Consider the following 24,295-nt stretch of genomic DNA (forward strand, 5'->3'; position numbering starts at 1 on the left):
CCAGGGCTGATAACGACCGGCCGGTTCGCCCTTCTGAACGCCTGCTTGTTCCCAAGCGCACCGCCCCTCCATCAAGGTCGTCATCGTGTCAGAGCAGCCACTCGTCAGCATCGCCATTCCTGCCTTCAATGCCGATTTCTTTCAAGCGACCTTGGTCAGTGCGCTTGGCCAAGACTACCCCAACCTGGAAGTCGTCATTTGCGATGACAGTGCTGGTGTGGAAATCGAGGCTATCTGCCAGGCGCTCGGCAAGGGTACGGCGGTGCCCGTGCGCTATACCCGCAACCCGGTTCGGTTGGGTTTTGCACGTAACCTGCAAGCATGCCTGGAGCAGGCCAACGGGGCGTTGGTGAAGTTTCTGTGTGATGACGACCTGTTGCTCGACAGTTGCATCAGCCGGCAAGCACAAGTGCTGACGCAGTGGCCCCAGCTCAGCATGGTGATCGGGCAGCGCCTGCTCTGGTCTGCTGATGACATCCTCCTGCCTTCCCGTGCGCTCAACAGCGTGATTGCGCCGCAAAGTGCCGTGCTTGTGGGTACGGACTTGCTGGCCAGCATCGCCGAGAATGTCCCGAATCTGTTCGGCGGTATCAGCCATGTGCTGTTCCGTCGGGCCCAGGTGCTGGAGTACCTGCCGCAACTGGTCCAGGGTGGCCAGGGGTTCGCCGCACGACTGGACCTGGCCTTGTATGCATGTCTGTTGCGCCGCGGGCATCTGGCGAGCCTGGAGCGCATACTGAGTGTGGAGCGCATCCACCCAGGCCGGCTCAGTCATCACTCCAGCATGACCGAGGCCTACAGGCATGAAACCGAATGGCTGCAGCAGATGCTGGCGGCGCGCACCGGCGAGTCGGCGCCGGCCAATGGCTGGGTCCGTTACCTGCCGCTGGAGGCTTACGACCCTGAGGCCGACCAGGCCTGGGAGGAGTTGGACATCCGCCGCTTCCATGCCGGCCAGGTCGCCAATTTCTCGCAGCAGGTAGGCACTCACGCACTCAGCTTCACCGAGCTCTATGCCGAATGGCTGGCCTGCCGCAACCTGTCTGACGGGCAGTTGCGGTTGCTGCCAAAGCGGATCGAACAGTGGCCAGCACAGCCCGGCATCGTTCCGATCGTAACCTGTCGCGAGGGCGATGAAAGCGCACTGCGTGCCACCCTGGACTGCCTGGCTGCACAATCCTATGCCGCCAGCCAGGTGTTGGTGCTGGTGCCTGATTGCTTCGACAGGGTTGACGCGCCAGGCGTGCACTACCTGGCCTTGAGCGGTAGTGGGTACGCTCAACTCAACCAGTGGCTGGCAGATACGCGCGTAGCCGACTGGGTGCTGCTGTTGCGTGCCGGTGATCGCCTACGGCCGCATGCGCTGGTCGTCATGGCCGAGCGTATGGCGCTGCGCGCCGAGAGCATGTGCCTGTACACTGATGAAGATACCTTTGGAGCCCTGGCACCCGGCAACCCGATTTTCAAGCCGGACTTCAACCTCGATTTGATGCGCAGCGTGCCCTACGTGGGCCGTACCCTGGCATTCAAGCGTACGGCGCTGCTGGCACTGGAAGGGTTCGACACCCAGTTCGAGAGCCTGGCGCCACAGGACCTGCTATGGCGAATGGTCGAGGCTCATGGCTTGCACGTGGTAGAGCATGTCGCGCAGATGCTGGTGCAGTGCCAGTGGGGGTACACAGACTGGATGGGCGAGCCGGCAGGGCAGGCTGAGGCGGCGCGCGTGGTCGAGGCGCACTTGCGTCGCATAGGCGTCGACGCTTTGGTTGAGGGGGCTGCCGGCAGCTTGGTTACGCGTGTGACCTATCGGCATGAGCAGCAGGCTAGTGTTTCGATCCTGATCCCCGCAGGGGCCAACCTGAATGCGCTCAGGCGTTGCGTCGAGTCGCTGTTCCAGTACACCGAATACAGCCAGTTCGAAGTGCTGGTCATCGCCAATGGCGACGAGCCGCAGGCTGTCACCGAGTGGTTGGCGGCGATGCGTGGCCTGGGCAGTGACCAGTTGCGCGTCATCGATGTTCAGGCGCAGGGCAGGGCGGCGATCCTCAATCAGGCCAGTCAGCATGCTCATGGAGCTTACTTACTGTTGCTCGCACCGGAGTGTGCGCTGTTTGAACCGCGCTGGCTCACTACCTTGATGAGTCAGGCGCAGCGTCCCGAGGTCGGCCTGGTGGGGCCGGCGCTATGCGGCAGCAACGGCGAGCTGGTTTCTTCCGGCCTGGTGCTCGGTCTTGGCGGCGGTACAGCAGGTAGCCCATTCTCGGGCAGCTTCCTGACAGCCGAGGGTTACATGGGGCGCCAGCAGTTGGTACAGAACTGGAGCGCACTAAGCCTGGATTGCCTGCTCATTCGCCGGACACTGTTCGAGGAGCTTGAGGGGCTGGACACCTCGGCCTTCCAGGTCGCGTTGTTTGACGTTGACCTCTGCCTGCGTGCGCGTGAAAAAGGCTTCCTGTCGGTGGGGACACCCTTTGCTCGCGTCATGAGGCTAGCGGGTGCTGCTGCTGTCGGGCTGGCTGACGAGCTTGCCAGAGCCGACCGGGACGTTGCTTACGACCGTTGGCTGAGCCGCATTGCCCGGGACCCGGCCTACAACGACAACCTGAGCCTCAAGTTCGCCAACTTCAACCTCGAACCAGGCCTGCGCAGTGGCTGGGACCCCTTCATTGCCCGTGCCATGCCGTCAGTGCTGGCGTTGCCGATCAATACCACGGCAGTAGGGCATTACCGGGTAATTCAGCCATTCACCGAACTTGAGCGGGCGGGCTGGATTCAGGGGCGGGTCAACCATGTCTCACCAGGCATTATCGAGCTTGAGCGTGAAAAACCCGATGTGATGATCCTGCAATGTCGTTACATGCCGGGCAACATCAGGGAAATGGCGCAGTTCAAACGCTTTTCGCATGCGCGGATGATCTACGAGCTGGACGACTACATCATCGATCCGCCGAAAAAGAACGACCATGCCCGCAACCTGCCCAGCAATCTTGCGGAGTTGGTGGCCCAAGGCATCGGGCAGTGTGATCGCTTGGTGTGTTCGACCGAGCCGCTGGCTGATGCGTTATCCAGCATGCATCAGGACATACGCGTAGTGCCCAACATGTTGTCCGCCGCGCTGTGGGCTGGCCTTTCCAGTCAGCGTCAGACCAGTATCCGGCCGCGAGTCGGATGGGCGGGTGGCACTAGCCATCGTGGTGACCTGGAGCTGTTGCAAGAGGTAGTGAAGGCGCTTGCCAACGAGGTTGACTGGATCTTCTTCGGCATGTGTCCGGACCCCTTGCGCCCCTATGTGAAGGAGTTTCACAAGGCGGTTCAATTGGCGGACTACCCGCGTAAGCTCGCCAGCCTCAACCTCGACCTGGCGTTGGCACCGTTGGAGCAGAACCTGTTCAACGACTGCAAGAGCAACCTGCGCTTGCTGGAGTACGGTGCGTGTGGTTTCCCGGTGATCTGCAGCGACACCAAGGCCTACGCCGGCTACCTGCCATGTACCCGGGTCAAGGACAACACCACCGAGCAATGGCTGGACGCGATTCGCATGCACCTGGCTGACCCGCAGGCCAGTTACCGTCAGGGTGATGCGCTGCGCGAGGAAGTGCTGCGTGACTACATGCTGATGCCGCACCATTTGCAGCATTGGGCCAACGCCTGGTTGGCAGACTGAACGTTGGCGTGGGGTGATGCCCGCGCCTGATTGACAATTGGACAGGTGCAATATGATCGATACCGCAATCGGCTCGCGCAATGATGTGACCGTTGTTTTGCTGGGCGAGGATCAGGCGCACAGCCGCGTCCGCGCGCAGCACTACTACCAGCAGGCTCAGGTGCCCTGTGTGGCGTTTGACTTGCCGCCTGGGTCGAGTTCGGCTGGGTTCGTTCAGGCCCTCGCGGAATGTCTGGCGGGGCTCGCCACGGCTTATGTGGTGCTGGCGCTGGATACCGACTTCGTGCTGGCCTCGTCTCTGGACAATGCAGCGGCGTGTCTGCACGCGCAACCTGGGGTGGTGGCTGCGCAAGGCCAGTTGTTGGGCTACAGGCCTGCGAGTGGCAAGGTCGAGTACTACCGGGTAGGTTCGGCATTTGCACCTGCCCTTGCCGAAACCGCTACAGCCAGGCTTTTGCAGTACGCCCAGTCTGGGCAGCAAGCCTGGCGTGCGGTCATGCGTGTGTCGACTTTGCAAGCCGTGTTGATGGCTTTGCCAGACAGCCTGGATGCGCCTGCCGTGCGTGTGGCGATGTCCCTTGCAGTGTTGGCTCAAGGGCCGGTTGCACACCTGGCCCAGACCGATGTGGTGAGTGAGCATGAGCCCGCCGGCTACAGTCCGGTAGAGCGTGAAGAGCGCCTGACTCAGCTGGTACGCGGCCTACGCCAGTGGGACGCTGAGCTGTATCGGCTATGTGGTGACGAACAAGGCTTCACGGCCCTCAACCGGTTTGTGCGCAGCACCTACGATCTGAGTGCGGCGTCGTTGATCTTCACGTCCAGCTGGCGCAGTGTGATCGATGACCCTGAGCGGTTGTTCGAGCCACATCAGGACGTACAGCTGCCCTATTACAATGGCGCCCTGTTTGCACGGTTGACCGAGCTTGAGTTTCTCTGCCACGCATGGCCGACCAGCCCGCAGCAGCAACGTGCGCTGGAAGGGATCTGGGTGCAGCAGCGTGACTTGCTGCAAGCGCACCCCAACGATACTGCTGAAAGCCTGAGCCACCGCTATTGGCAGGCCTTGGCGTTGAGCCTGTTCAACCGCGAGGTCTGCCATCTGCTGTTGTCCACGCTGGACAGGGCAGAGGAAGCTGCGCATGTTCGTGAGCTGACGGATTGGCTGGCACGCCTCGAACAGGTCCCGGGTATCCATGAGCAATGCCGTTTGCAAGGTACTCCGTCGGGTCAGGTGATCGATGCCATCGCTGCCGCTACACCGGATGAGGCGGGGCGCCAGCGCGTGCTCCGGTACCTGGCAAAGCACCCGGCCGAGCAGATCGCCTTCGTGGTTCTCGATCTTGAAAACGACGATCAAGCGCTTCAGGCTACGTTCGACAGCCTGCTTGCCAGCGGCATACGCAATTTCAAGCTGCTAGTGCTCAAGGCTGGCAAGCCACCGGCCATCACCACGCCGCGCGACACGCTGCATTTCATTCAGGTCAGTGACAGCAATTGGGTGAATCACCTGAATCAGGCGGTACGACAGTTGCCGAGTGCCTGGCTGATGCTGCTGAGTGCTGGTGATGTGCTGCTTGCCGGAGGTCTGTTGCGCCTGTCGGTGGAGCTTGTCGACGCCCCGGCCTGCCATGCCATCGCCGCCAATGAAGTACAGCGTGACAGTCAAGGGCGTTTGCACAGCGTCGAGCGCCCAGGTGCGGACCTCGATCTGCTGCGCAGTCAGCCTGGGTTGATGTCTCGGCATTGGCTGGTACGTCGCCAGGCGGTACTGGACCTGGGTGGGTACAGTGAAACCTGCCGCGAGGCGCTGGAGCTCGACCTGCTGTTGCGACTGGTAGAGGCCCAGGGCTTGAGCAGCCTGGCGCACATGGCCGACTATCTGGTAATCGGTGAGCAGGGCGGTAGTGCACTGGATGAGGAAGCTGCCAAGGTGGTTGGTCGGCATCTGACGCAATTGGGTTATCGCGCGCAGGTGAAGATACAGGCAAATGAAGGGTTGTCTATCGACTACCGCCATTCGTCCACGCCGTTGGTAAGCGTGCTCGTCGCGAGTGAAGGCGATGCCTCGCAGCTGCAGGCTTGCCTGCGGAGCGTGCTGCAGCGTACCCGTTACCCACGCTATGAAGTGCTGGTGGTGTGTGCCGAGCACGAGGTTGCGGCGCTGCAGCCGTTCGCCGGCAAGGTGCATGTTCTGGTCGGTCAGCCGGGCGGGTCGCGCAGCCAATGGCTGAACCTGGCGGCGAGCCAGGCACGAGGGGCTTATCTGGTCCTGGTGTCTGAGCGCAGTCAGGTCATTACCCCTGCCTGGATCGAGGCGCTGCTCAATGAGGCTCAGCGCCCGGAAGTGGGTGTGGTCGGTGCTTGCCTCGAGGGGGGCGATACTGCGCTTCTGCATGCAGGTTATGCCTTGCTGCAGGGGCCGCAGGTGGCTTCGCCCTGGCAGGGCATGAAGCCGCTAGCGAGTGCTGAAGCCCGGTGGCCATTGGCAGTGCGCGGTTGTCAGGCGGTCAGTGCCGACTGCCTGATGGTGAGCAAGGAGGTGTTCGAGCATTGCGCGGGTTTGCAGGTTGCCCAAGGTGCCGATATCGACTTGTGCCGGGCCGTTGTCGAGGCCGGGCAACTGGTGGTCTGGACGCCGCAAGCCAGGCTGCTGCTCAGCGCCCTGCCTGAAGCGGATCGTGCGTTGGCGCAGGCGCTGTTCGATCGCTGGCCCTCGGCCTTCAGCGAGCAGGCTGCGTCGTCCTTAGGCTGGCTGGAACAGGTCGAATAGGTCGAGGCGGATTATTGACAGGGCTGCAAGCTGACATCGCAGCCCTGTGGTGCCTGTTTCGACACTACCCGCGAGCCCGGCCGTTCAAGGCCGGCTCCACGCTTGAGCGGTATCTCCCGCTGCACGCGCATTTACCTTGCCCGGTCAGGCTGATTGGCAATCTTTTTGCTAGACAACGGCAACGTACTGAATTGGTCAGTATTTTGTCAGCCCGCTATGGGCGTCAGCCTGTCAAGGTGTGTCGACAATGAAAGCAGTCATCCTGGCCGGTGGCCTGGGTACCCGTATCAGTGAAGAGTCGCATCTGCGCCCGAAACCGATGATCGAAATTGGTGGCAAGCCCATCATTTGGCACATCATGAAAATCTACTCCCACCACGGGATCAACGATTTCGTGATTTGCCTCGGTTACAAGGGCTATGTGATCAAGGAGTACTTCGCGAACTATTTCCTGCACATGTCAGATGTCACCTTCGACATGTCGGAAAACCAGATGCATATCCACAACCGTCATGCCGAGCCTTGGCGAGTCACGCTGGTGGACACTGGCGAGAATACGGCAACTGGCGGGCGCCTCAAGCGGGTACGCGATTACGTTGGCGACGAAACCTTCTGCCTGACTTACGGCGACGGCGTTGCCGATGTGGACCTGCCAGCCCTGATCGATTTCCACAACCGCCATGGCAAGCTGGCGACCGTCACTGCCGTTCAGCCGCCCGGGCGTTACGGTGCACTGGATGTGCGGGGTGAGCAGGTGCATGGCTTCCAGGAAAAGCCACTGGGCGACGGCGGCTGGATCAATGGTGGCTTCTTCGTGCTCGAACCTGGGATCTTCGACTATATCGAGGGCGACGCTACCACTTGGGAATATGAGCCGATGCGTGCCTTGGCGCAGGATGGCCAACTGATGACCCACGTGCACCGTGGCTTCTGGCAGGCCATGGACACGCTGCGCGATCGCAGTTACCTGGAAGAGCGCTGGAAGGCCGATGAAGCACAATGGCGCATCTGGTCATGAGCCGTAGCTTCTGGTCGGGGCGTCGGGTTTTCCTGACAGGGCACAGCGGCTTCAAAGGCGGCTGGCTAGCCCTTTGTCTGCGGGAGATGGGCGCCGAAGTGTATGGCTACTCGCTGGCCCCCGATACCTCGCCCTCGCTTTATGGCAGCGCCAGGCTGGCTGAGTGCGTGGCTGGCGAGTTTGCCGATGTTCGTGATGCTGACCGGTTGCTGCGCAGCGTTGCGGCATTTCGCCCCGAGATTGTCCTGCACCTGGCCGCGCAGCCGTTGGTGCGCGAGTCCTATCGCAGCCCGGCGCAAACATACGCCACCAACGTTATCGGCACGCTCAACCTGCTTGAAGCCGTACGGAAGTGCGACGCGGTGCGTGCCGTACTGGTTGTCACCAGTGACAAGTGCTACGAGAACCGCGAGTGGCAATGGCCATACCGCGAGCAGGATGCCTTGGGGGGGCATGACCCCTACAGCAGCAGCAAGGCGTGCGTCGAGCTGCTTTGCGCCTCATGGCGCGAGTCATTCCTGCGCGAGCGCGGTGTGGCGCTTGCGACAGCGCGTGCGGGCAACGTGATCGGTGGTGGCGACTGGTCAGCAGACCGGTTGCTGCCCGATATCCTGCGTGCCTGGGAAGCCGGGGAGTCGGTGACCTTGCGCTATCCCGATGCCGTGCGCCCGTGGCAGCACGTACTCGACCCGCTTGAGGGCTACCTGCTGCTGGCCCAGGCGTTGATCGAGCGTGGTCAGGACGTGGCAGAGGCCTGGAATTTCGGCCCTGACAGCGGTGGGACGGCAACCGTGGGTGAGTTGGTCCATGCCATGGCGCAGTTGTGGCCAGGCGAAGCGGGTTGGTCTGTCGACCCGTACGTGCAGCCCCATGAAGCAGGCTTGTTGACCCTTGACTCCTCCAGAGCTCGCCAACGCTTGGGCTGGCGGCCCAAGTGGGGCCTGAAGCAATCGTTGCGTCACACCCTTGAATGGCATCGCGCCTGGCGCGATGGCCAAGACATGCAGCAATACTGCCGCACGCAAATAGCGGCACACGAAGGTGAGTTCAATGACTGATCAAACGGCGCAGCAGTTGCGCCAGCAAATTACCGAGCTCGTTGGCCGTTATGCCGAGTTGGAGCTGGCCGCGCCCGTTTTTGTACCTGGCCAGCATGCGGTTCCGCCCTCTGGCAAAGTCATTGGCGCACCCGAACTGCAAGCCATGACCGAAGCGGTACTGGACGGCTGGTTGACCACCGGGCGCTTCAACCAGGCATTCGAAAAACGCCTGGCACGCTACCTGGGGCGGCGTGGCGTACTCACCGCCAACTCCGGCTCTTCGGCGAACCTGTTGGCGTTTTCCGCCTTGACTTCGCCACGCCTGGGGGATCGTGCCATTCGTAAGGGGGACGAGGTGATTGGCGTGGCGGCGGGTTTTCCTACCACCGTCAACCCGATCCTGCAATTTGGTGCCGTGCCGGTCTTCGTCGATATCGAGATGGGTACGTATAACGTCGACCCGGCCTTGATCGAGGCGGCAATCAGCCCGCGGACCAAGGCGATCATGCTGGCCCACACGCTGGGCAACCCGTTCAACCTGGCCGTGGTACGAGAATTGTGCGACCGCTACGGTTTATGGTTGATCGAGGACTGCTGCGATGCGCTCGGCGCCACCTACGATGGCCGCCAGGTAGGCAGCTTCGGCGACCTCGGTACGCTCAGCTTCTATCCGGCCCACCATATCACCATGGGCGAGGGCGGGGCGGTTTTCACCGATTCTCCGCTGCTCAAGCGTATCGTCGAATCGTTCCGTGACTGGGGGCGTGACTGCTATTGCGGACCAGGCGAAGACAATACCTGCAGCAAGCGTTTCTGCTGGCAGCTGGGCGACCTGCCGCAAGGTTATGACCACAAGTACACCTATTCCCACCTGGGCTACAACCTCAAGATCACCGACATGCAGGCTGCCTGTGCGTTGGCACAGATGGACCGGGTGGACGATTTCATCGCTGCACGCAAGCGTAACTTTGCCTGGCTCAGCGAGCGCTTGTCCGGGTGTGTGGAGCAGCTGATCCTGCCACATGCCACCCCCAACAGCGACCCGTCCTGGTTCGGCTTCCCGCTGACGCTGCGGGATGGTTGTGGCGTCGAGCGGCTGGATCTTTTGCGTCATCTCGATGCGCAGAAGGTGGGTACTCGCCTGCTGTTCGCTGGCAATCTTACACGACAGCCCTACATGAAAGACCAGCAATACCGGGTAGCCAGTGACCTGACGGTGACAGACAAGATCATGAAGGACACCTTCTGGGTCGGTCTGTGGCCAGGGCTTGGCGAAGACCATCTTGAGCATGTGGCCGACAGCATCGAAGCCTATGTACGGAGGCTGCGTTGATGGGCGTATTCGCGTGTGAACGGTTTGCCGGGCGCGGCCGCAGGTTGTTCGCCCGAGCCAGCGTCGCACGCCCGTCGTTGCCACATCCAGGATGCAGCTTGTGAGCACTCAGCACTATCCGCCATTGCACGTTGTGTCGCCGCGCCCGTATTACATCGTTGCGCCCGCCTACCGGCATAACTCGGCCGGTATCCGGGTGATGCACATGTTGTGTCACCTGCTGAACCGGTGCGGCCAGGATGCCTACCTGTACAGCTCCACGACCAACCCGATGTGGCACACCCCGCTGCTCACCAATGAGCTGAGGCAGCAGCATGAGCAGGCCGGGCGCCAGCCTATCGTGGTGTACCCGGAGGTGGTCTCGGGGAACCCGACCAACGCACGGTCGGTAGTGCGTTACTTGCTCAACGTGCCAGGGTTGATCGCAGGGGATACGGAGTTTGCCGACTCGGAAATGATCTTTGCCTACGGTGAGCATCTGCTGCCCAAGGGGGCAGGGGCTGAGCGCATACTGTTTCTGCCGCCGATCGACACGTCGCTGTTCAACAACCATGGCAACCCCTATGACGGCCATCGCAAAGGTTGGCTGATCTATCCGGGGCGCCATACCCATGCACTTCAGGAACACCCCGAGCTGGCGGCGAGGTGCACGCTCATTACCAACGAATGGCCAGCCACCCCTCGGGAAATGGCTGAGCTGTTCCGGCGCAGTGAGGGCATTTATTGCTTCTCTTCCACCGCAACTGCGCTGGAAGCGATGTTGTGTGGTTGCCCGGCCGTGGTGCTCAAATCGCCCTTTTTCGATGGTACGCCGCTTGGTATTGGCGAGTTCGGCACACACGGGCTGGCCTTCGAAGACACGCCTGAGGCTATCGAGCATGCCCGATCGGGTTTGGCCATCGTTCAGCAAAAGTACGCTGACTTGCAGGGCCGGTTCTGGGAACAATTGGCCAGTTTCATCGAACAGACCCAGGCCATGCCTTGCACAGACCTGCAACCAGATGCCATGCAGGGGGCAGGTCGGCCAGATGCACAGGTTGCCCAGTGGCTGCGGTCCCGTCGCCCTACTGATGCCCAGGCAGAGCTGATCGCCCGGCGTCTGGAAGACAGGCGCGTGGATTTGCCCTGGTTCGATTTCGTCATCATCCCGGACGGCCAGCCAGCTGCGGTCGAGGCGACGCGCAAAAGCCTGCAGGGGCAGATGTATCAGCAGGTCGCCGTCCACTTGCCAGCTGATTGCGAGCTTGCCACGCTTAACCAGTTGGTCCTGCAACAAGGGACCGGACAGTGGCTCTGCTTTGTGCGTGCGGGTACCACGTTCACACCGTTCGGGTTGTTGATGCTCGCACTGGAATTGCTTGAGGGCGACCAAGTGCGTGCGGTGTATGCCGATGAACTGGTTACCACCCCGCAGGGCACCCAACAGGCGCTGCTGCGCCCCGACTTCAATCTCGACATGCTGCTGGCCAGCCCGGCCCAACTGGCGCGGCATTGGTTCTATCGCCGCGAGGTATTCCTTGAGGCAGGCGGTTTCGACCTGGCCTGCGCGGGGGCGGCCGAGCTCGCGTTGCTGTTGCACTTGATCGAAGATGCCGATGGCCTCGACGGGCTGGCTCATGTCAGCGAGCCTGTGTGCATTTCGCCGGGCGAGGCGCCTGTTCACAGCCCTCAGGAACAGGCGGTGCTGCTGCGCCATTTGCAACGGCGCGGCTACACCCAGGCGCAGGTGCGCATGCACCGGCCAGGCATTCATCGCATCGATTATGGTCACGCCGAGCAGCCATTGGTTTCGCTGGTTGTGCCATGCGGCGGGCGTCTCGATCACGTACAACGCTGCGTGCATGCGTTGCTTGAAAAGACCCGTTACCCCCACTTCGAGATTTTGCTGGTAAACGATGGCAGCGGGAGCCCGGCTACCCGAGCCTGGCTGGCTGGCCTTGTGGCGCGGGAGCAAAACCGGGTCAGCGTGCTGAGTGACGCGTCGGTACGTGACCATGCCTCGGCCTGTAATCTGGCGGCCAGGCATGCGCGGGGCGAGTACTTGGTGCTGCTGCACGAGGATACTGTGGTTGTGCACGATGACTGGCTGGATGCTTTGCTCAACCACGGCCAGCGCCCGGAAGTAGGCATTGTCGGCGCCAGGTTGATGCATCCCAATGGCATGGTCGAACAGGCTGTGCAGGTCCTGGGCTTGAACGGCCCTGGCAACTCGGCGTTTTCCGGGCTTGTGCAGGATGAGGGGTACATGCGCCGGCTTGAGCTGGATCAGAACCTGAGTGCCGTGTCTGGCGCTTGTCTGCTGATTCGCCGGGCGCTTTACCAGGGTGTGGGTGGAATGGACGAGCGCCTGACGCAGCGCACGGGTGCCAGCCTTGATCTATGCCTGAAGGCGCGGCAGGCTGGTTATCTTACGGTGTGGACCCCCCATGCTGTGTTGGTGTGCGAAGGGCAGGGTGGGTGTCTGCCTGCCGAAGCGGTCGAGGCCGAACAGGAAACGGTGTATGGCAGGTGGCTGCCTGTCATCGCCCGCGATCCGGCCTACAACCGCAACCTGTCTTTGCAGGGGGCGGGTTTTGAGCTCGAGACTGACCCGGGCCTGACATGGAACCCCCTGAGCTGGCGTCCGTTGCCCGTACTGTTGAGCATGCCGGGCGAACTTGCCGGCGCCGCTCGTAGCCGGATCGTCGATCCTGCCTTGTCCATGAGTATTGCCGGCCTGGCTGATGTCCGACTGGCCTTGCGGCCTTATCTGCCCGCCGAGGTGGAGCGGTTGCAGCCCGACAGTTGGGTCATGGGGCGGCCGGCAAACGACGCGCAAATTCAGGCGTTACGTTGCAACGCCCGGTTCTCCCGCGCATTCAAGGTGGGTGATGTGAATGCCGACTTACCTGGCCTGGCTGAAGACGATATTGCAGGTGCGCTGCGGTGGTCTGTCGGCGTTGTGGACCGGCTGGTAGTGCCAACCCAGGCTTTGGCTGAAGCGCTGCAAGGCTTCTGCGCCGATATTCGTGTCGTGCCGGATCGTCTGCACCCGGCCCGCTGGGGGGCGTTGGCCACTCGACGGCAGCCAGGTAGTCGCCCTCGTATAGGGTGGGTGGGTGAGCAGTTCGACGCCCGCGTTCAGCGCCTGATGCTGGAGATCGTTCAGGCCATGCGTGCTGATGTGGACTGGGTCTGTCTGGGTGAATGCCCGCCCCAGTTGCAGCCCTACCTGCGCGAGTTACATGGCCCGGTGCCCTACGATGACTACCCGCAAAAGCTCATGTCGCTGGGGCTCGACCTGGCGCTGGCACCTCTAGGCGATGGCTGGCTTGACGCGTGTCGCAGCAATGTGCGGCTTCTGGAATATGCCGCGTGCGGCTATCCGCTGGTTTGCAGTGACGTGTTGCCCTATCAAGGGTTGCCCGTGACCCGGGTCAGGAACACGGCCGGTGACTGGGTCAGTGCTATCCAGGCGCACCTTGCCGAGCCTGCTGCCAGCGCAAGGGGCGCGCAAGCACTGCGCGAGCAGGTGCTGGCACGGCACATGCTGGATGAAGGCTATGCACGCCAATGGCTTGACGCCTGGCTGCCAGGTTGAGGGCAGACCACACACTGAGAGCGAACAGTCAACCATTCCAACAGCCGCCGGGCACGTCCCAAGGCGGCGTGTACTGCCGGCATCAGCCGCACATAAAACACAGCATGCCTTGGGGTCAAATCGACCTGGCCCACGGCAACCAGGGGAGTATCCGGTGAAAACCATTAGTCAGCGTGACAAAGATCTGTTTGAAAACCTGTTCGTACTGGAGCTCGCCAACAATCATTGGGGCAAGCTGGAGCGCGGGCTGAAAATTGTCCGCGACCACGGAACGATCGCGCGTTACAACAACGTCAAGGCTGCCATCAAGCTGCAGTTTCGCGATGTCGATGAGTTCATTCATCCTGATTTCAAGGGTACCGCAGACCTTCGCTATGTGAAGAAGACCGAGGACACTCGCCTGACCAAGGCAGAGTTTGCCCGCATGGTGGAAGAAGTCCGCAACCTGAGCTGCATTCCCATGGCGACCCCATTCGACGAAGCCTCGGTCGACCTGTGCGTCGAATTCGACATGCCGATCATCAAGATCGCCAGTTCCGACATGAACGACTGGCCGCTTATCGAGAAAATCGCGTCCACCCGCCGGCCAACCATCATTTCCACGGGCGGCGCATCGGAAAAAGACCTGGACGATATCGTTCGCTACTTTGAAAAGCGTGATATCCCGCTGGCCATCAACCATTGTGTTTCGCTGTACCCCAGCGAGGACGACGAGCTGCAGCTCGACCAGATCGACTACCTGCGCAACCGTTACCCTGGGCATGTCATTGGCTTGTCTACCCATGAGTACCACGACTGGCACTCGTCCATGCTCATTTCCTACGGTAAAGGTGTACGTACCTGGGAAAGGCACATTGATATCCAATACCAAGGTGTGCCGGTTTCCAACTACTGCTCGCTCCCTGAGCAATGCGATACCTGGTACAAGGCCTTCCACAAGGCCAAGGAAATGTGCGGGGGTGTCAGCGGCACTCGACGCATCATTTCGCGTAAAGAAACCGAGTACCTCAATGCACTCGTGCGCGGTGCCTATGCACGTCGGGACCTGTCGCCGGGCTACGTGCTGAACCGGGACGAGTTCGAAAAGGACTTCTACCTTGCAATCCCGCTGCACAAAGGGCAGCTGTCCTGCCGGGAAGTGATGAACGGTGAAACGCTGCTGCAGCCGATCAAGGCAAACGAACGCCTGACCATCGACCACATTGACGGGCCTTACAGTGAAACCCCGGCACTGAAAGAACTGATCCTGGGCCGGGGGCTGTGATGATGGCGACAGTATCCCAGCAAATTGCGCAATGGCTGGTTCAGCAAGGGGTCGAACAGGTTTTCACCGTCACCGGCGGCGGTGCCATGTTCCTCAACCAGGCCTTGGGTGGCCATGAGCAGCTGCGTTGCACGTTCATGCACCATGAGCAGGCTTGTGCCATGGCCGCCGAAGGTTATGCGCGCATCACCGGCAAGCCGGCCGTGGTGATGTTGACGACCGGTCCGGGCTCTATCAACGCGCTCAACGGCGTGCATGGGGCGTTCACCGACTCCATCCCCATGATCGTGCTGTCCGGCCAGATCAAGCGCGAAACCTGTGTGTCTTTCCAGGATGTGCCAGGCCTGCGTCAGTTGGGTGACCAGGAGGGGCCGACCATCGCCATGGCCAGCCCGGTCTGCAAGTACGCGCAGATCGTGCGTTCGGAGCAGGATGTGGAGGTCATGCTGCCCAAGGCGTTCGCCGAAGCAGTAGGCGGTCGCCCCGGGCCTGTCTGGCTCGATATCCCACTGGATATCCAGCAATCCAAAGCACAGCTCGATATCCCCGCGCCATCGCTGATCCAGCCGCCTCGAGCCGAGGATTTGCGCGCCGCCTGCCGTGATATCGTCGGCAAGCTGTTGCAATCGCACCGCCCAGTGGTGCTGGGCGGCACTGGCGTGCGCCTTTCACGCACCGAGCAACGGCTGCTGGCGCTGGTGGAGCGCTACGGCATCCCCCTGGCGACCGCCTGGACCCATGATCTGATCGCGTCTGATCACCCATTGTTCGCCGGTCGCCCTGGCACTATCGGTACCCGTGCCGGCAACTTCTGCTTGCAGGCGGCTGACTTTGTGCTGGTGCTTGGGTCGCGTCTGAATGTGCGGCAGACCAGCTACAACTGGCAGGCATTCGCCAAGCACGCCTGGGTGGCTCAGGTCGATATCGACGCCGCCGAGCTGAACAAGCCCACCGTGCGCCCGGACTTCGGCGTTGCCGCCGACCTGGCAGACTTCCTCGATGTCTTCGAGCAAGAGCTGGCAAAGGCCACCCTGCAGAGTTTTGCGCCGTGGGTGCAATGGTGCCAGCACATCGGGCGTACCTATCCGGCATCGGCGGAGCACACGCAAAAAGCCGATGGGCCTTTGAACCCGTACCTGATGGTGCAGCGCATCTTTGCGCAGATGCGTGCGGATGACATCGTGGTGTGTGGCAATGCGTCAGCCTGCATCCTGCCATTCCAGATAGGCGCCTTGCAGAAGGATCAGCGCCTGTTCAGCAACTCGGGCTCCGCGTCGATGGGCTATGACCTGCCTGCGGCCATTGGTGCGGCGACGGCAGCCAAAGCGGAAGGTGCACGCCGGGTGATCTGCTTTGCCGGTGACGGCAGCCTGCAGATGAACATCCAGGAACTGCAAACGCTCAAGACCATCGGCGTCAATGTGATCGTGATTGTGCTCAACAATCGGGGTTACCTCTCGATCTGGCAAACACACGAAAACTTCTTTGGCCGGGTGATCGGCGCCACGCCTGAATCAGGCGTGGAATTCCCGAACTTCACTGCCGTGGCCAGCGCTTATGGCCTGCGCGCCGAAAGCATCGCTACACAGGGCGACCTGGCGCGGCTTGATGCACTTCTGGAAAGTGATGGCCCGATGTTGATCGACCTGCACGTCGACCCTCGGCAGGAGTTCGTGCCGCGTATCAAGTCGCGGGTCGATGCCAACGGGGCGTTCGTCACTCCGGAACTGGATGACATGCACCCGTTCCTCGAGCCGGAAACGATGGCGCAAATTCGGGCAGAAGCTGCAGCGCTGCGTTCCGTCCCCAACACCGATAAAGGTGGTATGTGATGGCTGAGAAGAAAAATCGCTTTCAAGACTTCATTGCTCTGCGTGACCGGGCAACTGATGTCGTACCTGCGCGCATCGACACAAAGCGGCCGTTGTGGATCTTCGGCGCGGGGAACTTCGGTCGTAGCCTGGCCGCCGCCGCACAGCAGCAAGGTATTGCTGTTGGCGGCTTTGTAGAGACATCGCCACGCATCGATTCGGCCCTAGGGTTGCCCGTATTGAACTGGCACGCACTGGCCCTTCAGGCGCCCGAAGCGCAACTTGCACTCGGTATTTTCAACCGCGATGCGCCTTACGATGAGTTGTTGTCGATCGTTGCCGAGGCAGGCTTTGCCAAGCCATTGATGCCTTGGGAGTTGTACGAACAGTTCGCTTCGGCCCTGGGGTGGCGGTTCTGGCTGAGCAGCCGTAGCTACCTGCTGGACGCCATGGAGCGTATCGGGCGCGTGGCAGACAAGCTGGCTGATGATGAAAGCCAGCAGCTTCTTTATCGGATGTGTGCATTCCGGCTCGGGTTAGACCTGGAGTACGCCAGCTTCCTGTCGGAGGAGGAACGGTACATCAATGCGCTGACGTTGCCGGCCTTGCAGGGGCGCGATATCACGTACGTCGATTGTGGTGCCTACGACGGTGACAGCTACGAAGAGTTGATTGCCTGGCCCGAAATTTCCTGCAACCGAGCGTTTCTACTTGAGCCTGACCCTGAAAACTTCGCTCGGTTGGTGCAGCGAGTGGGGGCTGAAGATACCCGCGCAATTTGTTTGCCATTGGCGGCCGCTGAGCATTACGGCATTCTCACTTTCAACGCTGGCCAGGGTGAGGCTTGCTCTATCAGCCAGCACGGTGGGGGCGTATCGATTGCTGCCGTCGCCTTGGATCAGATGCTGCCAAGCGCGCCGGTCGACCTGATCAAACTGGATGTCGAGGGCGCTGAAGCACAGGTGTTGCGTGGTGCTGAACAGATCATCCGGCGTTGCCGTCCGGTACTGATCGTGTCGCTGTACCATAACCCTCAGGATGTGTGGGAACTGCCGGAATTGCTGTTCGAGTTTTGCTCCGATTACCGGTTCCATATTCGGCAACACTGCCCGAACACGTTCGAGTCGGTATTGTACGCAGTGCCGAACTGATGAACCTGCTATTGACCGGCGGTACCGGCTTTTTTGGCAAGGCGCTGTTGCGCCACTGGCTGGAAATCGCCGATGCAGGTTTGCAGGTGCCATCGGTAACGGTATTGAGCCGGTCGCCAGAGGCGTTTCTGACCCGGCATCCTGAGTTTTCCGGCCTGGCGTGGCTGCATCTGCACTGTGGGGACATACTGCAGCCCGCGTCCTTTCCTGAAGCAGCAGGCTTCACGCATGTGTTGCACGCGGCAGCCGATTCGACCGCCGGCGCGCAGCTCACGCCATTGCAGCGCTATATCCAGATCGTCGATGGCACCCGTCATGTGCTGGATTATTCCGTCAGGCAACGTATCCCGCGCTTGTTGATGACCAGTTCCGGTGGCGTGTACGGCCCCCAGCCGCAGGGCATGGAGCAGATTCCCGAGGATTACCATGGCTTGCCCGACCCGTTGGAGCCTGCCCATGCCTATAGCGTTGCCAAGCGCTGCGCCGAGCATCTGGGCATTTTGTACCAGCAGCAGTTTGGCCTGGAGGTGGTCATCGCCCGCTGTTTCGCCTTCGTCGGCAGGGACCTGCCGCGCGATGTGCACTTCGCGATAGGCAATTTCATTCGCGACGCCCTTGAATCGAACGCCATACGCGTCAGCGGGGATGGAACGCCTGTGCGGTCTTACATGGACCAGCGTGACCTGGCTCACTGGCTGGATGTGATGCTGCGTCAAGGTCGCGCGGGCACTGCTTACAACGTCGGGTCGGATAAGGCGGTGACGATCGCTGAGCTCGCTCATCAGGTGCGTGACGTGCTGTCACCACAAAAACCTGTGCACATCGCAGCTGCACAGGCTGCCGTGGGGAGTTTCCGGAACCGGTATGTGCCGTGCATCGACAAGGCGCGCTCGGAGCTCGGGTTGCAGTTGCGTCATGGCTTGCAGCAGTCGATCAAGGACGCGGCGATTTAGAGGGCTGCCCGGTTGAACTGGCCGCGGCGCAATAACCCCATTTTTACCTGGACATGCTAGGTCTGACTTCATGATCAACGATGTGTTTCCCGCCAGTGCACGCGAACGCGTTGCTACCCGGTGCGTTTGCTGTGGGTCGGCGCAGTTGTCGCGGTCTCCTGCGGTGCTGATGCCTTTTGTGTCGCATCGGGCGCTTGGTTGGGCGCCTGCAGTCATCGACGACAGTTGGGGGTTGAACAGTATCCCTCAGGGAACGGCCTACTGCGTGTGCAATACCCTTCACTGCGCGCGGTGTGAGTTCCTGTTTCTGGATATCCGGTTTTCGGAACGGGAGATGCAGCGCCTCTATGACGGTTACTACGGCAAGGCTTATGAAGATTTGCGAGAACACTATGAGCCAGGCTTCAGGGAGCGCAACAAAGCACTGAGCGCGCCCAGCGAGCTGCTTGGCCTGACCCGTTCATACATTCTTCGGCATATCGCGCCCACGCAGGTTCTGGATTGGGGTGGAGGGGATGGCTCCAATACACCTTTCAAAGGGCAGGGCTATTCGACCGATATCTACGATATCGACAAAAAGCCCACCGTGCCCGGTACCAGCAGCGTGACCAAGGACGAGGTGCGAGGCCGCTCCTACGACTTGATCGTGTGCCGGCATGTGCTTGAGCATGTTCCTTATCCAACGGACACACTTGCGCAGATAAGCGCCTGCATGCACGACGATACGTTGTTGTACGTTGAGTTACCCCACGAGGTGTTGATGGTTGGCAACAATCAGGTTTCGGCTGAGCAAAAGCGGCACTGGCATGAACATATCAACTTCTTTTCGGTGGCAGCGCTTACCCATCTGTTCGCACTTGGCGGTTTCACCGTCCTGGATATTCAGTCAACCGCGTTTGCCAGCGATGCCAAGCTGGGTTCGGCAGGGCACCTGCTTCAGGCGGTTGTGAAAAAGGCACCTGGAGGCGCGTGACCTTAGGGGGATGAGGCGCTCGGGCTGCGTGAAAATCATGCAAAAGCGGCCCCGGCATTGCGGCATTTGCAGCTTTGGTCGTATAACCGTGACTTGGCAGTCGAAACGTGCATCTTTAATCTATCAAGTCAGCGGGCAGCTACGTCGATGGCCTGACGAGGCCAGTTTCAGGCCCGATCCCGCACTATCCGCCATGTCAACCGGGAAGCCACAATGATTGGCATTAAAAGCATCGCCAGTTACGTACCTGTGAATGGTGTAGACAACTACGCCCAAGGTGCGAAATTCGGCAAGGATCAAGAGTTCATTTTCGGCAAGATCGGTTCCACCTTCTTGCCGCGCAAGGATGCCAACCAGGAAACATCCGATCTTTGCGTCGAGGCAGCCAATGCATTGTTTGCCGCCAACCCGTCGCTGAATCCAGCTGCCATTGACGCAGTGATAGTGGTCACTCAGAACGGCGATGCCGAAGGTCTGCCGCATACCGCGGCGATTGTTCAGCACAAGCTCGGGCTTTCGACCGCCGTTGCGGCCTTCGATATTTCACTGGGCTGCTCGGGCTATGTCTACGGCTTGTATGCGATGAAGGGTTTCATGGAGGCCGCGGGCCTCAAAAACGGCCTGCTGATCACTGCCGACCCTTACTCGAAGATTGTCGACCCGGAAGATCGCAATACCACCATGCTGTTTGGTGACGCCGCCACCGCCACCTGGATGGGTGAGGACGCTGCCTGGCAATTGGGCAAGTCGTTGTTCGGCAGCGATGGCGCGGGTGCCGAGCACTTGCGTACCACCGATGGCAAGTTCTTCATGAATGGTCGCCAAGTCTATAACTTTGCCTTGGTCAAGGTGCCGGCGCACTTGCAACAGTTGCTTGAAGCCAGCTCACTGCAGGCCGACGACATCGACCTTTACTGCCTGCATCAGGGCAGCGCGGCGATCGTGGATGCCGTTTCGTCGCGCTTCGATGAAGGCGAGCACAAGCAGAAGTTCGTCAAGGATATGGTCGAAACGGGCAATACCGTGTCCTCGAGCATACCGCTGCTGCTGGAAAAGCACGTGCTTGGCTCCGGCTGCAAGCGCGTGGCGCTGAGTGGCTTCGGGGTGGGCTTGTCGTGGGGCTCGGCCATTATCGAACGCTGCGACTGACCGTTCGTCGCCTTCAACAACGCCGTCATCGTCTGACGGCGTTTTACTTTCTATCCTGCATCAAAATGGCGCCTGTAAATTGGCGTCAACTCCTTGATTTCATTGGGCTGGCACGGTGCCAGCAATTTTTTTTGAAATTGCGCTAAAGCAAGACGCCCTGACGACGATAACTATTACGAAGGTTCTCTGTGCCACCTCCGGCGAATTGCCAAGGCCGGAAGCCGTAGTACCCAATCCAACGAGGAATTCGTCATGGCTTTGACTGTAAACACCAACACCACCTCCCTGGGCGTTCAGAAGAACCTGAACCGGGCTTCCGATGCACTGGGCACCTCGATGACCCGTCTGTCTTCCGGCCTGAAAATCAACAGCGCCAAAGACGACGCTGCCGGCCTGCAGATCGCTACCCGCATGACTTCGCAGATCCGCGGCCAGACCATGGCGATCAAAAACGCCAACGACGCTATCTCCATCGCCCAGACTGCTGAAGGCGCGATGCAAGAGCAGACCAACATCCTGCAACGTATGCGTGAATTGGCTGTTCAGTCGCGAAACGACAACAACAGCGAAGCAGACCGCGATGCACTGGATAAAGAATTCCAGTCGATGCTCAAAGAGATCGACCGTATCGCCGGTTCGACCCAGCTGAACGGCAAGAACCTGCTGGACGGTAGCGCCAGCGACATGACCTTCCAGGTTGGCTCCAACACCGGCAGCGACAACCAGATCACCATCAGCCTGAGCGATGCCATGAACACCACTGGCGCGCTGAGCGGCCTGAGTGGCCAGAGCATCACCGGTGCTGACAGCGCCGCTGCCGAAGCGACCTTCACCGCCGCCCTGAGCGCTATTGATGACGCGCTGAACGCGATCAACAGCACCCGTGCCGATCTGGGTGCCGTTCAGAACCGTCTGACCAGCACCATCAACAACCTGCAGAACATTAACGAAAACGCCGAAGCCGCCCGTGGCCGTGTACAAGACACCGACTTCGCCGCCGAAACTGCTCAGCTGACCAAGCAGCAGACCCTGCAGCAAGCTTCCACTTCGATTCTGGCCCAGGCCAACCAACTGCCATCCGCCGTACTGAAGCTGCTTCAGTAATCGCTGATGGTGATCGGCGGGGGAGTGCATTCTAAGGCACTTCCCCGCCTTTTCGTTATGAGGTGGTAGACATGGACATGAGCGTCAAGCTGAATCTGTCCTACCCGGCATCCCGCCCCGCCGAACAGGCTGGCGAAAAACCGGTTGCTCGCGCTGAGGAGGCTTCGCGCGGCGGCAGTGACACGCTGGTACCCAATGCCATCAGTGCTGCCGAGCACAGCAATGATGCCGAAAAAGTGAAAAGCGCTGTTTCGGAAATTGAAAAGTTTCTCAGCGCCACCCGACGCAACCTGGAATTCTCCACGGACGAAGAATCCGGAAAGATCGTAGTCAAGGTCATCGCCAGTGAAACCGGCGAGTTGATCCGCCAGTTGCCTTCTGAAGAGGCATTGCGGATTGCGCATAACCTGAGCGATGTAAACAGTATTTTGTTCGACGCCAAGGTTTGATCGGCGGAGAATGTGCTAAAGCAGGAATCACGTCGGGCTTGCAGGAGCAGGCCCTGACGGTCAACAAAGAGGGATAACTGTATGGCGAGCACCCTGGTTTCCAGTATCGGTCAAGGTACGGGTCTGAATATCACCGAAATGGTCGCGGCGCTGGTCAATGCCGACACGGCGGCCAAGAAGGCGCAGATCACTCGGCAGACCAGCAACAATACCGCGATGATTTCCGGTGTGGGCTCGCTTCGCAGTGCCCTGACGGCGTTTCAGGACGCCATGGCAAAGCTGAACAGCTCCACCAGTCCCGCTTTCAATGCGTATGCCGCCAAGTCGGCCAATGAGTCGGTGGTCAAGGTGACGGCTGGCAATACGGCAGTGGCAGGCAGCTATGACATTGTGGTCAACAAGCTGGCGACCGGTTCGAAAGTGGCCAGTGCCCCGATTGCTGGCGGTGCGGCTGCAACGGTTACCGGGGGGACGCTGACCATTGAGCAGAATGGCAATACCTATGAGCTCGAAGTTGAAGATGGCGCCTCGTTGCAGTCCGTGCGCGACCAGATCAACAAAGAGCTGGCCGTTCAAGGCATCTCCGCCAACATCGTGAACGGCAAGGACGGTGCGCGGCTGGTGTTCAGTTCAACCACCACCGGTGCCGATACCGACCTCATGGTCAGTGGTGTCCCTGAGCTTGAGATCGACGGTACTCAGCAGATGTCGGATACCGGCGCCGGGTTCATTACCGCCATGGCGCAGGATGCCGAGCTGACCATCGACGGCCTGGTGGTCACCAACAAGAAGAACACCATTACCGACGCCATCAGTGGCATCACGCTGGAGTTGACGGGCGTCAGCGCCAGGTCGGGCGCCGACGGTGTGCCCACCAATGTCTCGGTGTCGCAGGACAATGATGGCCTGAGGAAGTCGGTTCAGTCGTTCGTCGATGCCTATAACACGTTGCAGAAAACCATTACTGCGCTGACAACGTCCACGCGTGATGAGGATGACAACCTGTCGCTCGGCCCGTTGAGCAACGACCCGACCACCCGTTCGCTGGTCAACGATATTCGCAAGGTGCTGTCGGAGGTTGGGGCGGGTGACCAGCTGACGACCCTGAGCCAGTTGGGTATCAACACCACGAAAGATGGCACCCTCGAGTTCAACTCGACCAAGTTCACCGCGGCGATGAACGACAAGAAGCTGGGCTCCGAAGTTCAGGAGTTGTTCACCGGTTCCAATGGGCTGATCGAGCGCATGAACAAGGCCATCGATCCGTACAACTCCACGGACGGCAGCCTGGCCACACGCAAGAGCAACCTGGATAAGGTGGCGAAGAACCTGGCAGACCAGCAGACTGCGCTGGATCGTCGCACCGAGGCTTTGACCGAGTCGCTGACCAAGAAGTGGGTGGCAATGGACACCGCCGTGGCCAAGCTGAATGCCCAGGCCGACCAGATCAAATCGGTTTTCGACGCTATCAACGCTCAGGCCAAGAACTCCTGATCGTTCTCGCCTTTTGCCATGTAAAAGCCCGGCAGCGACCCTTGTCGCTCCGGGCTTTTTGCGTTGGCACTAAAGTTTTTTGACGCTCAGGCGATACACAGGTACAAGCAACCTTTTTCGCTGCAACGAGGTAGATCCATGAACCCGATGTTGGCCCTTCGGCAATACCAGAAAGTCAACGGCGTGGCGCAGACGTCCGAAGCCAGTCCACACCGCCTGGTACAGATGCTTATGCAGGGCGGCCTGGATCGTATGGCCCAGGCCAAAGGTGCCATCGCGCGCAATGACATTGCGCAGCGAGGTATTTTGCTCGGCAAGGCCATCGACATCATCGGTGGGCTGCGTGAGGGGCTGGACCTGGAAAACCATGGTGACAACCTGGCTGAACTGGATAGCCTGTATATCTACATGAGTCGCCGCCTGACCGAAGCCAATCTCAAAGGCGACCCGACCATCATCGACGAGGTCGCGCGCCTGCTGATCACTGTAAAGGAAGGCTGGGACGCAATTGGCGACCAGTCGTCGGCCTCCTGATAAAGGAG

The 24,295-nt window shown here is 60.4% G+C and carries 16 protein-coding genes; all 16 read left to right on the top strand.

Going from position 1 to position 24,295, the window contains the following annotated elements:
• Positions 1 to 85: 85 nt before the first annotated feature.
• The 16 genes from I8746_RS21190 (at position 86) to fliS (ending at position 24,287) form a co-directional block, all read left to right on the top strand.
• Positions 86 to 3,664, top strand: a complete 3,579-nt coding sequence (locus I8746_RS21190) for a glycosyltransferase (RefSeq protein WP_014755768.1) — start codon at positions 86 to 88, stop codon at positions 3,662 to 3,664.
• 52 nt (positions 3,665 to 3,716) lie between these two features.
• Positions 3,717 to 6,434 carry a glycosyltransferase gene (locus I8746_RS21195; protein WP_221101039.1) on the top strand — a complete coding sequence of 906 codons (2,718 nt, stop codon included), beginning with the start codon at positions 3,717 to 3,719 and terminating at the stop codon, positions 6,432 to 6,434.
• 247 nt (positions 6,435 to 6,681) lie between these two features.
• Entirely contained in the window at positions 6,682 to 7,452 is a 771-nt protein-coding gene (gene rfbF / locus I8746_RS21200) for a glucose-1-phosphate cytidylyltransferase (protein ID WP_012051609.1), read from the top strand.
• Entirely contained in the window at positions 7,434 to 8,510 is a 1,077-nt protein-coding gene (gene rfbG / locus I8746_RS21205) for a CDP-glucose 4,6-dehydratase (RefSeq protein WP_041168359.1), read from the top strand. The genes rfbF and rfbG overlap by 19 nt, the downstream gene beginning before the upstream one ends.
• Positions 8,503 to 9,825 carry a lipopolysaccharide biosynthesis protein RfbH gene (gene rfbH / locus I8746_RS21210; RefSeq protein WP_012051611.1) on the top strand — a complete coding sequence of 441 codons (1,323 nt, stop codon included), beginning with the start codon at positions 8,503 to 8,505 and terminating at the stop codon, positions 9,823 to 9,825. Before rfbG ends, rfbH begins: the two co-directional genes overlap by 8 nt.
• Before the next feature lie 91 nt (positions 9,826 to 9,916).
• Entirely contained in the window at positions 9,917 to 13,405 is a 3,489-nt protein-coding gene (locus tag I8746_RS21215) for a glycosyltransferase (RefSeq protein ID WP_088513383.1), read from the top strand.
• Positions 13,406 to 13,559: 154 nt separating this feature from the next.
• Positions 13,560 to 14,669 (top strand): N-acetylneuraminate synthase family protein, encoded by a 1,110-nt coding sequence (locus I8746_RS21220; protein ID WP_012051613.1) that lies wholly within the window; start codon positions 13,560 to 13,562, stop codon positions 14,667 to 14,669.
• A 2-nt stretch (positions 14,670 to 14,671) separates the two neighbouring features.
• Complete coding sequence (locus tag I8746_RS21225; RefSeq protein WP_041168582.1) at positions 14,672 to 16,501, top strand: thiamine pyrophosphate-binding protein; 1,830 nt, start codon at positions 14,672 to 14,674, stop codon at positions 16,499 to 16,501.
• A complete protein-coding gene (locus I8746_RS21230; protein WP_012051615.1) occupies positions 16,501 to 17,631 on the top strand; it encodes an FkbM family methyltransferase in 1,131 nt (376 codons plus the stop codon). Before I8746_RS21225 ends, I8746_RS21230 begins: the two co-directional genes overlap by 1 nt.
• Positions 17,632 to 17,642: 11 nt before the next feature.
• A complete protein-coding gene (locus I8746_RS21235) occupies positions 17,643 to 18,584 on the top strand; it encodes an NAD(P)-dependent oxidoreductase (protein WP_237143251.1) in 942 nt (313 codons plus the stop codon).
• Positions 18,585 to 18,654: 70 nt separating this feature from the next.
• Positions 18,655 to 19,557, top strand: coding sequence for a class I SAM-dependent methyltransferase (locus I8746_RS21240; protein ID WP_029611824.1), 903 nt, complete (start codon positions 18,655 to 18,657; stop codon positions 19,555 to 19,557).
• A gap of 213 nt (positions 19,558 to 19,770) precedes the next feature.
• Entirely contained in the window at positions 19,771 to 20,706 is a 936-nt protein-coding gene (locus I8746_RS21245) for a ketoacyl-ACP synthase III (protein WP_014755773.1), read from the top strand.
• Positions 20,707 to 20,958: 252 nt separating this feature from the next.
• Complete coding sequence (locus tag I8746_RS21250) at positions 20,959 to 21,810, top strand: flagellin domain-containing protein (protein WP_012051619.1); 852 nt, start codon at positions 20,959 to 20,961, stop codon at positions 21,808 to 21,810.
• A gap of 71 nt (positions 21,811 to 21,881) precedes the next feature.
• A complete protein-coding gene (locus I8746_RS21255; RefSeq protein WP_017148167.1) occupies positions 21,882 to 22,259 on the top strand; it encodes a flagellar protein FlaG in 378 nt (125 codons plus the stop codon).
• An 81-nt stretch (positions 22,260 to 22,340) separates the two neighbouring features.
• The gene (gene fliD, locus I8746_RS21260) at positions 22,341 to 23,753 is read left to right on the top strand and encodes a flagellar filament capping protein FliD (RefSeq protein ID WP_012051621.1); all 1,413 of its coding nucleotides are present in this window, start codon (positions 22,341 to 22,343) and stop codon (positions 23,751 to 23,753) included.
• 138 nt (positions 23,754 to 23,891) lie between these two features.
• Complete coding sequence (gene fliS / locus I8746_RS21265; RefSeq protein WP_012051622.1) at positions 23,892 to 24,287, top strand: flagellar export chaperone FliS; 396 nt, start codon at positions 23,892 to 23,894, stop codon at positions 24,285 to 24,287.
• Positions 24,288 to 24,295: the final 8 nt, after the last annotated feature.

The organism is Pseudomonas sp. USTB-Z (genome assembly GCF_019691255.1).
In the GTDB taxonomy this organism is placed as follows: Bacteria; Pseudomonadota; Gammaproteobacteria; order Pseudomonadales; family Pseudomonadaceae; genus Aquipseudomonas; species Aquipseudomonas alloputida.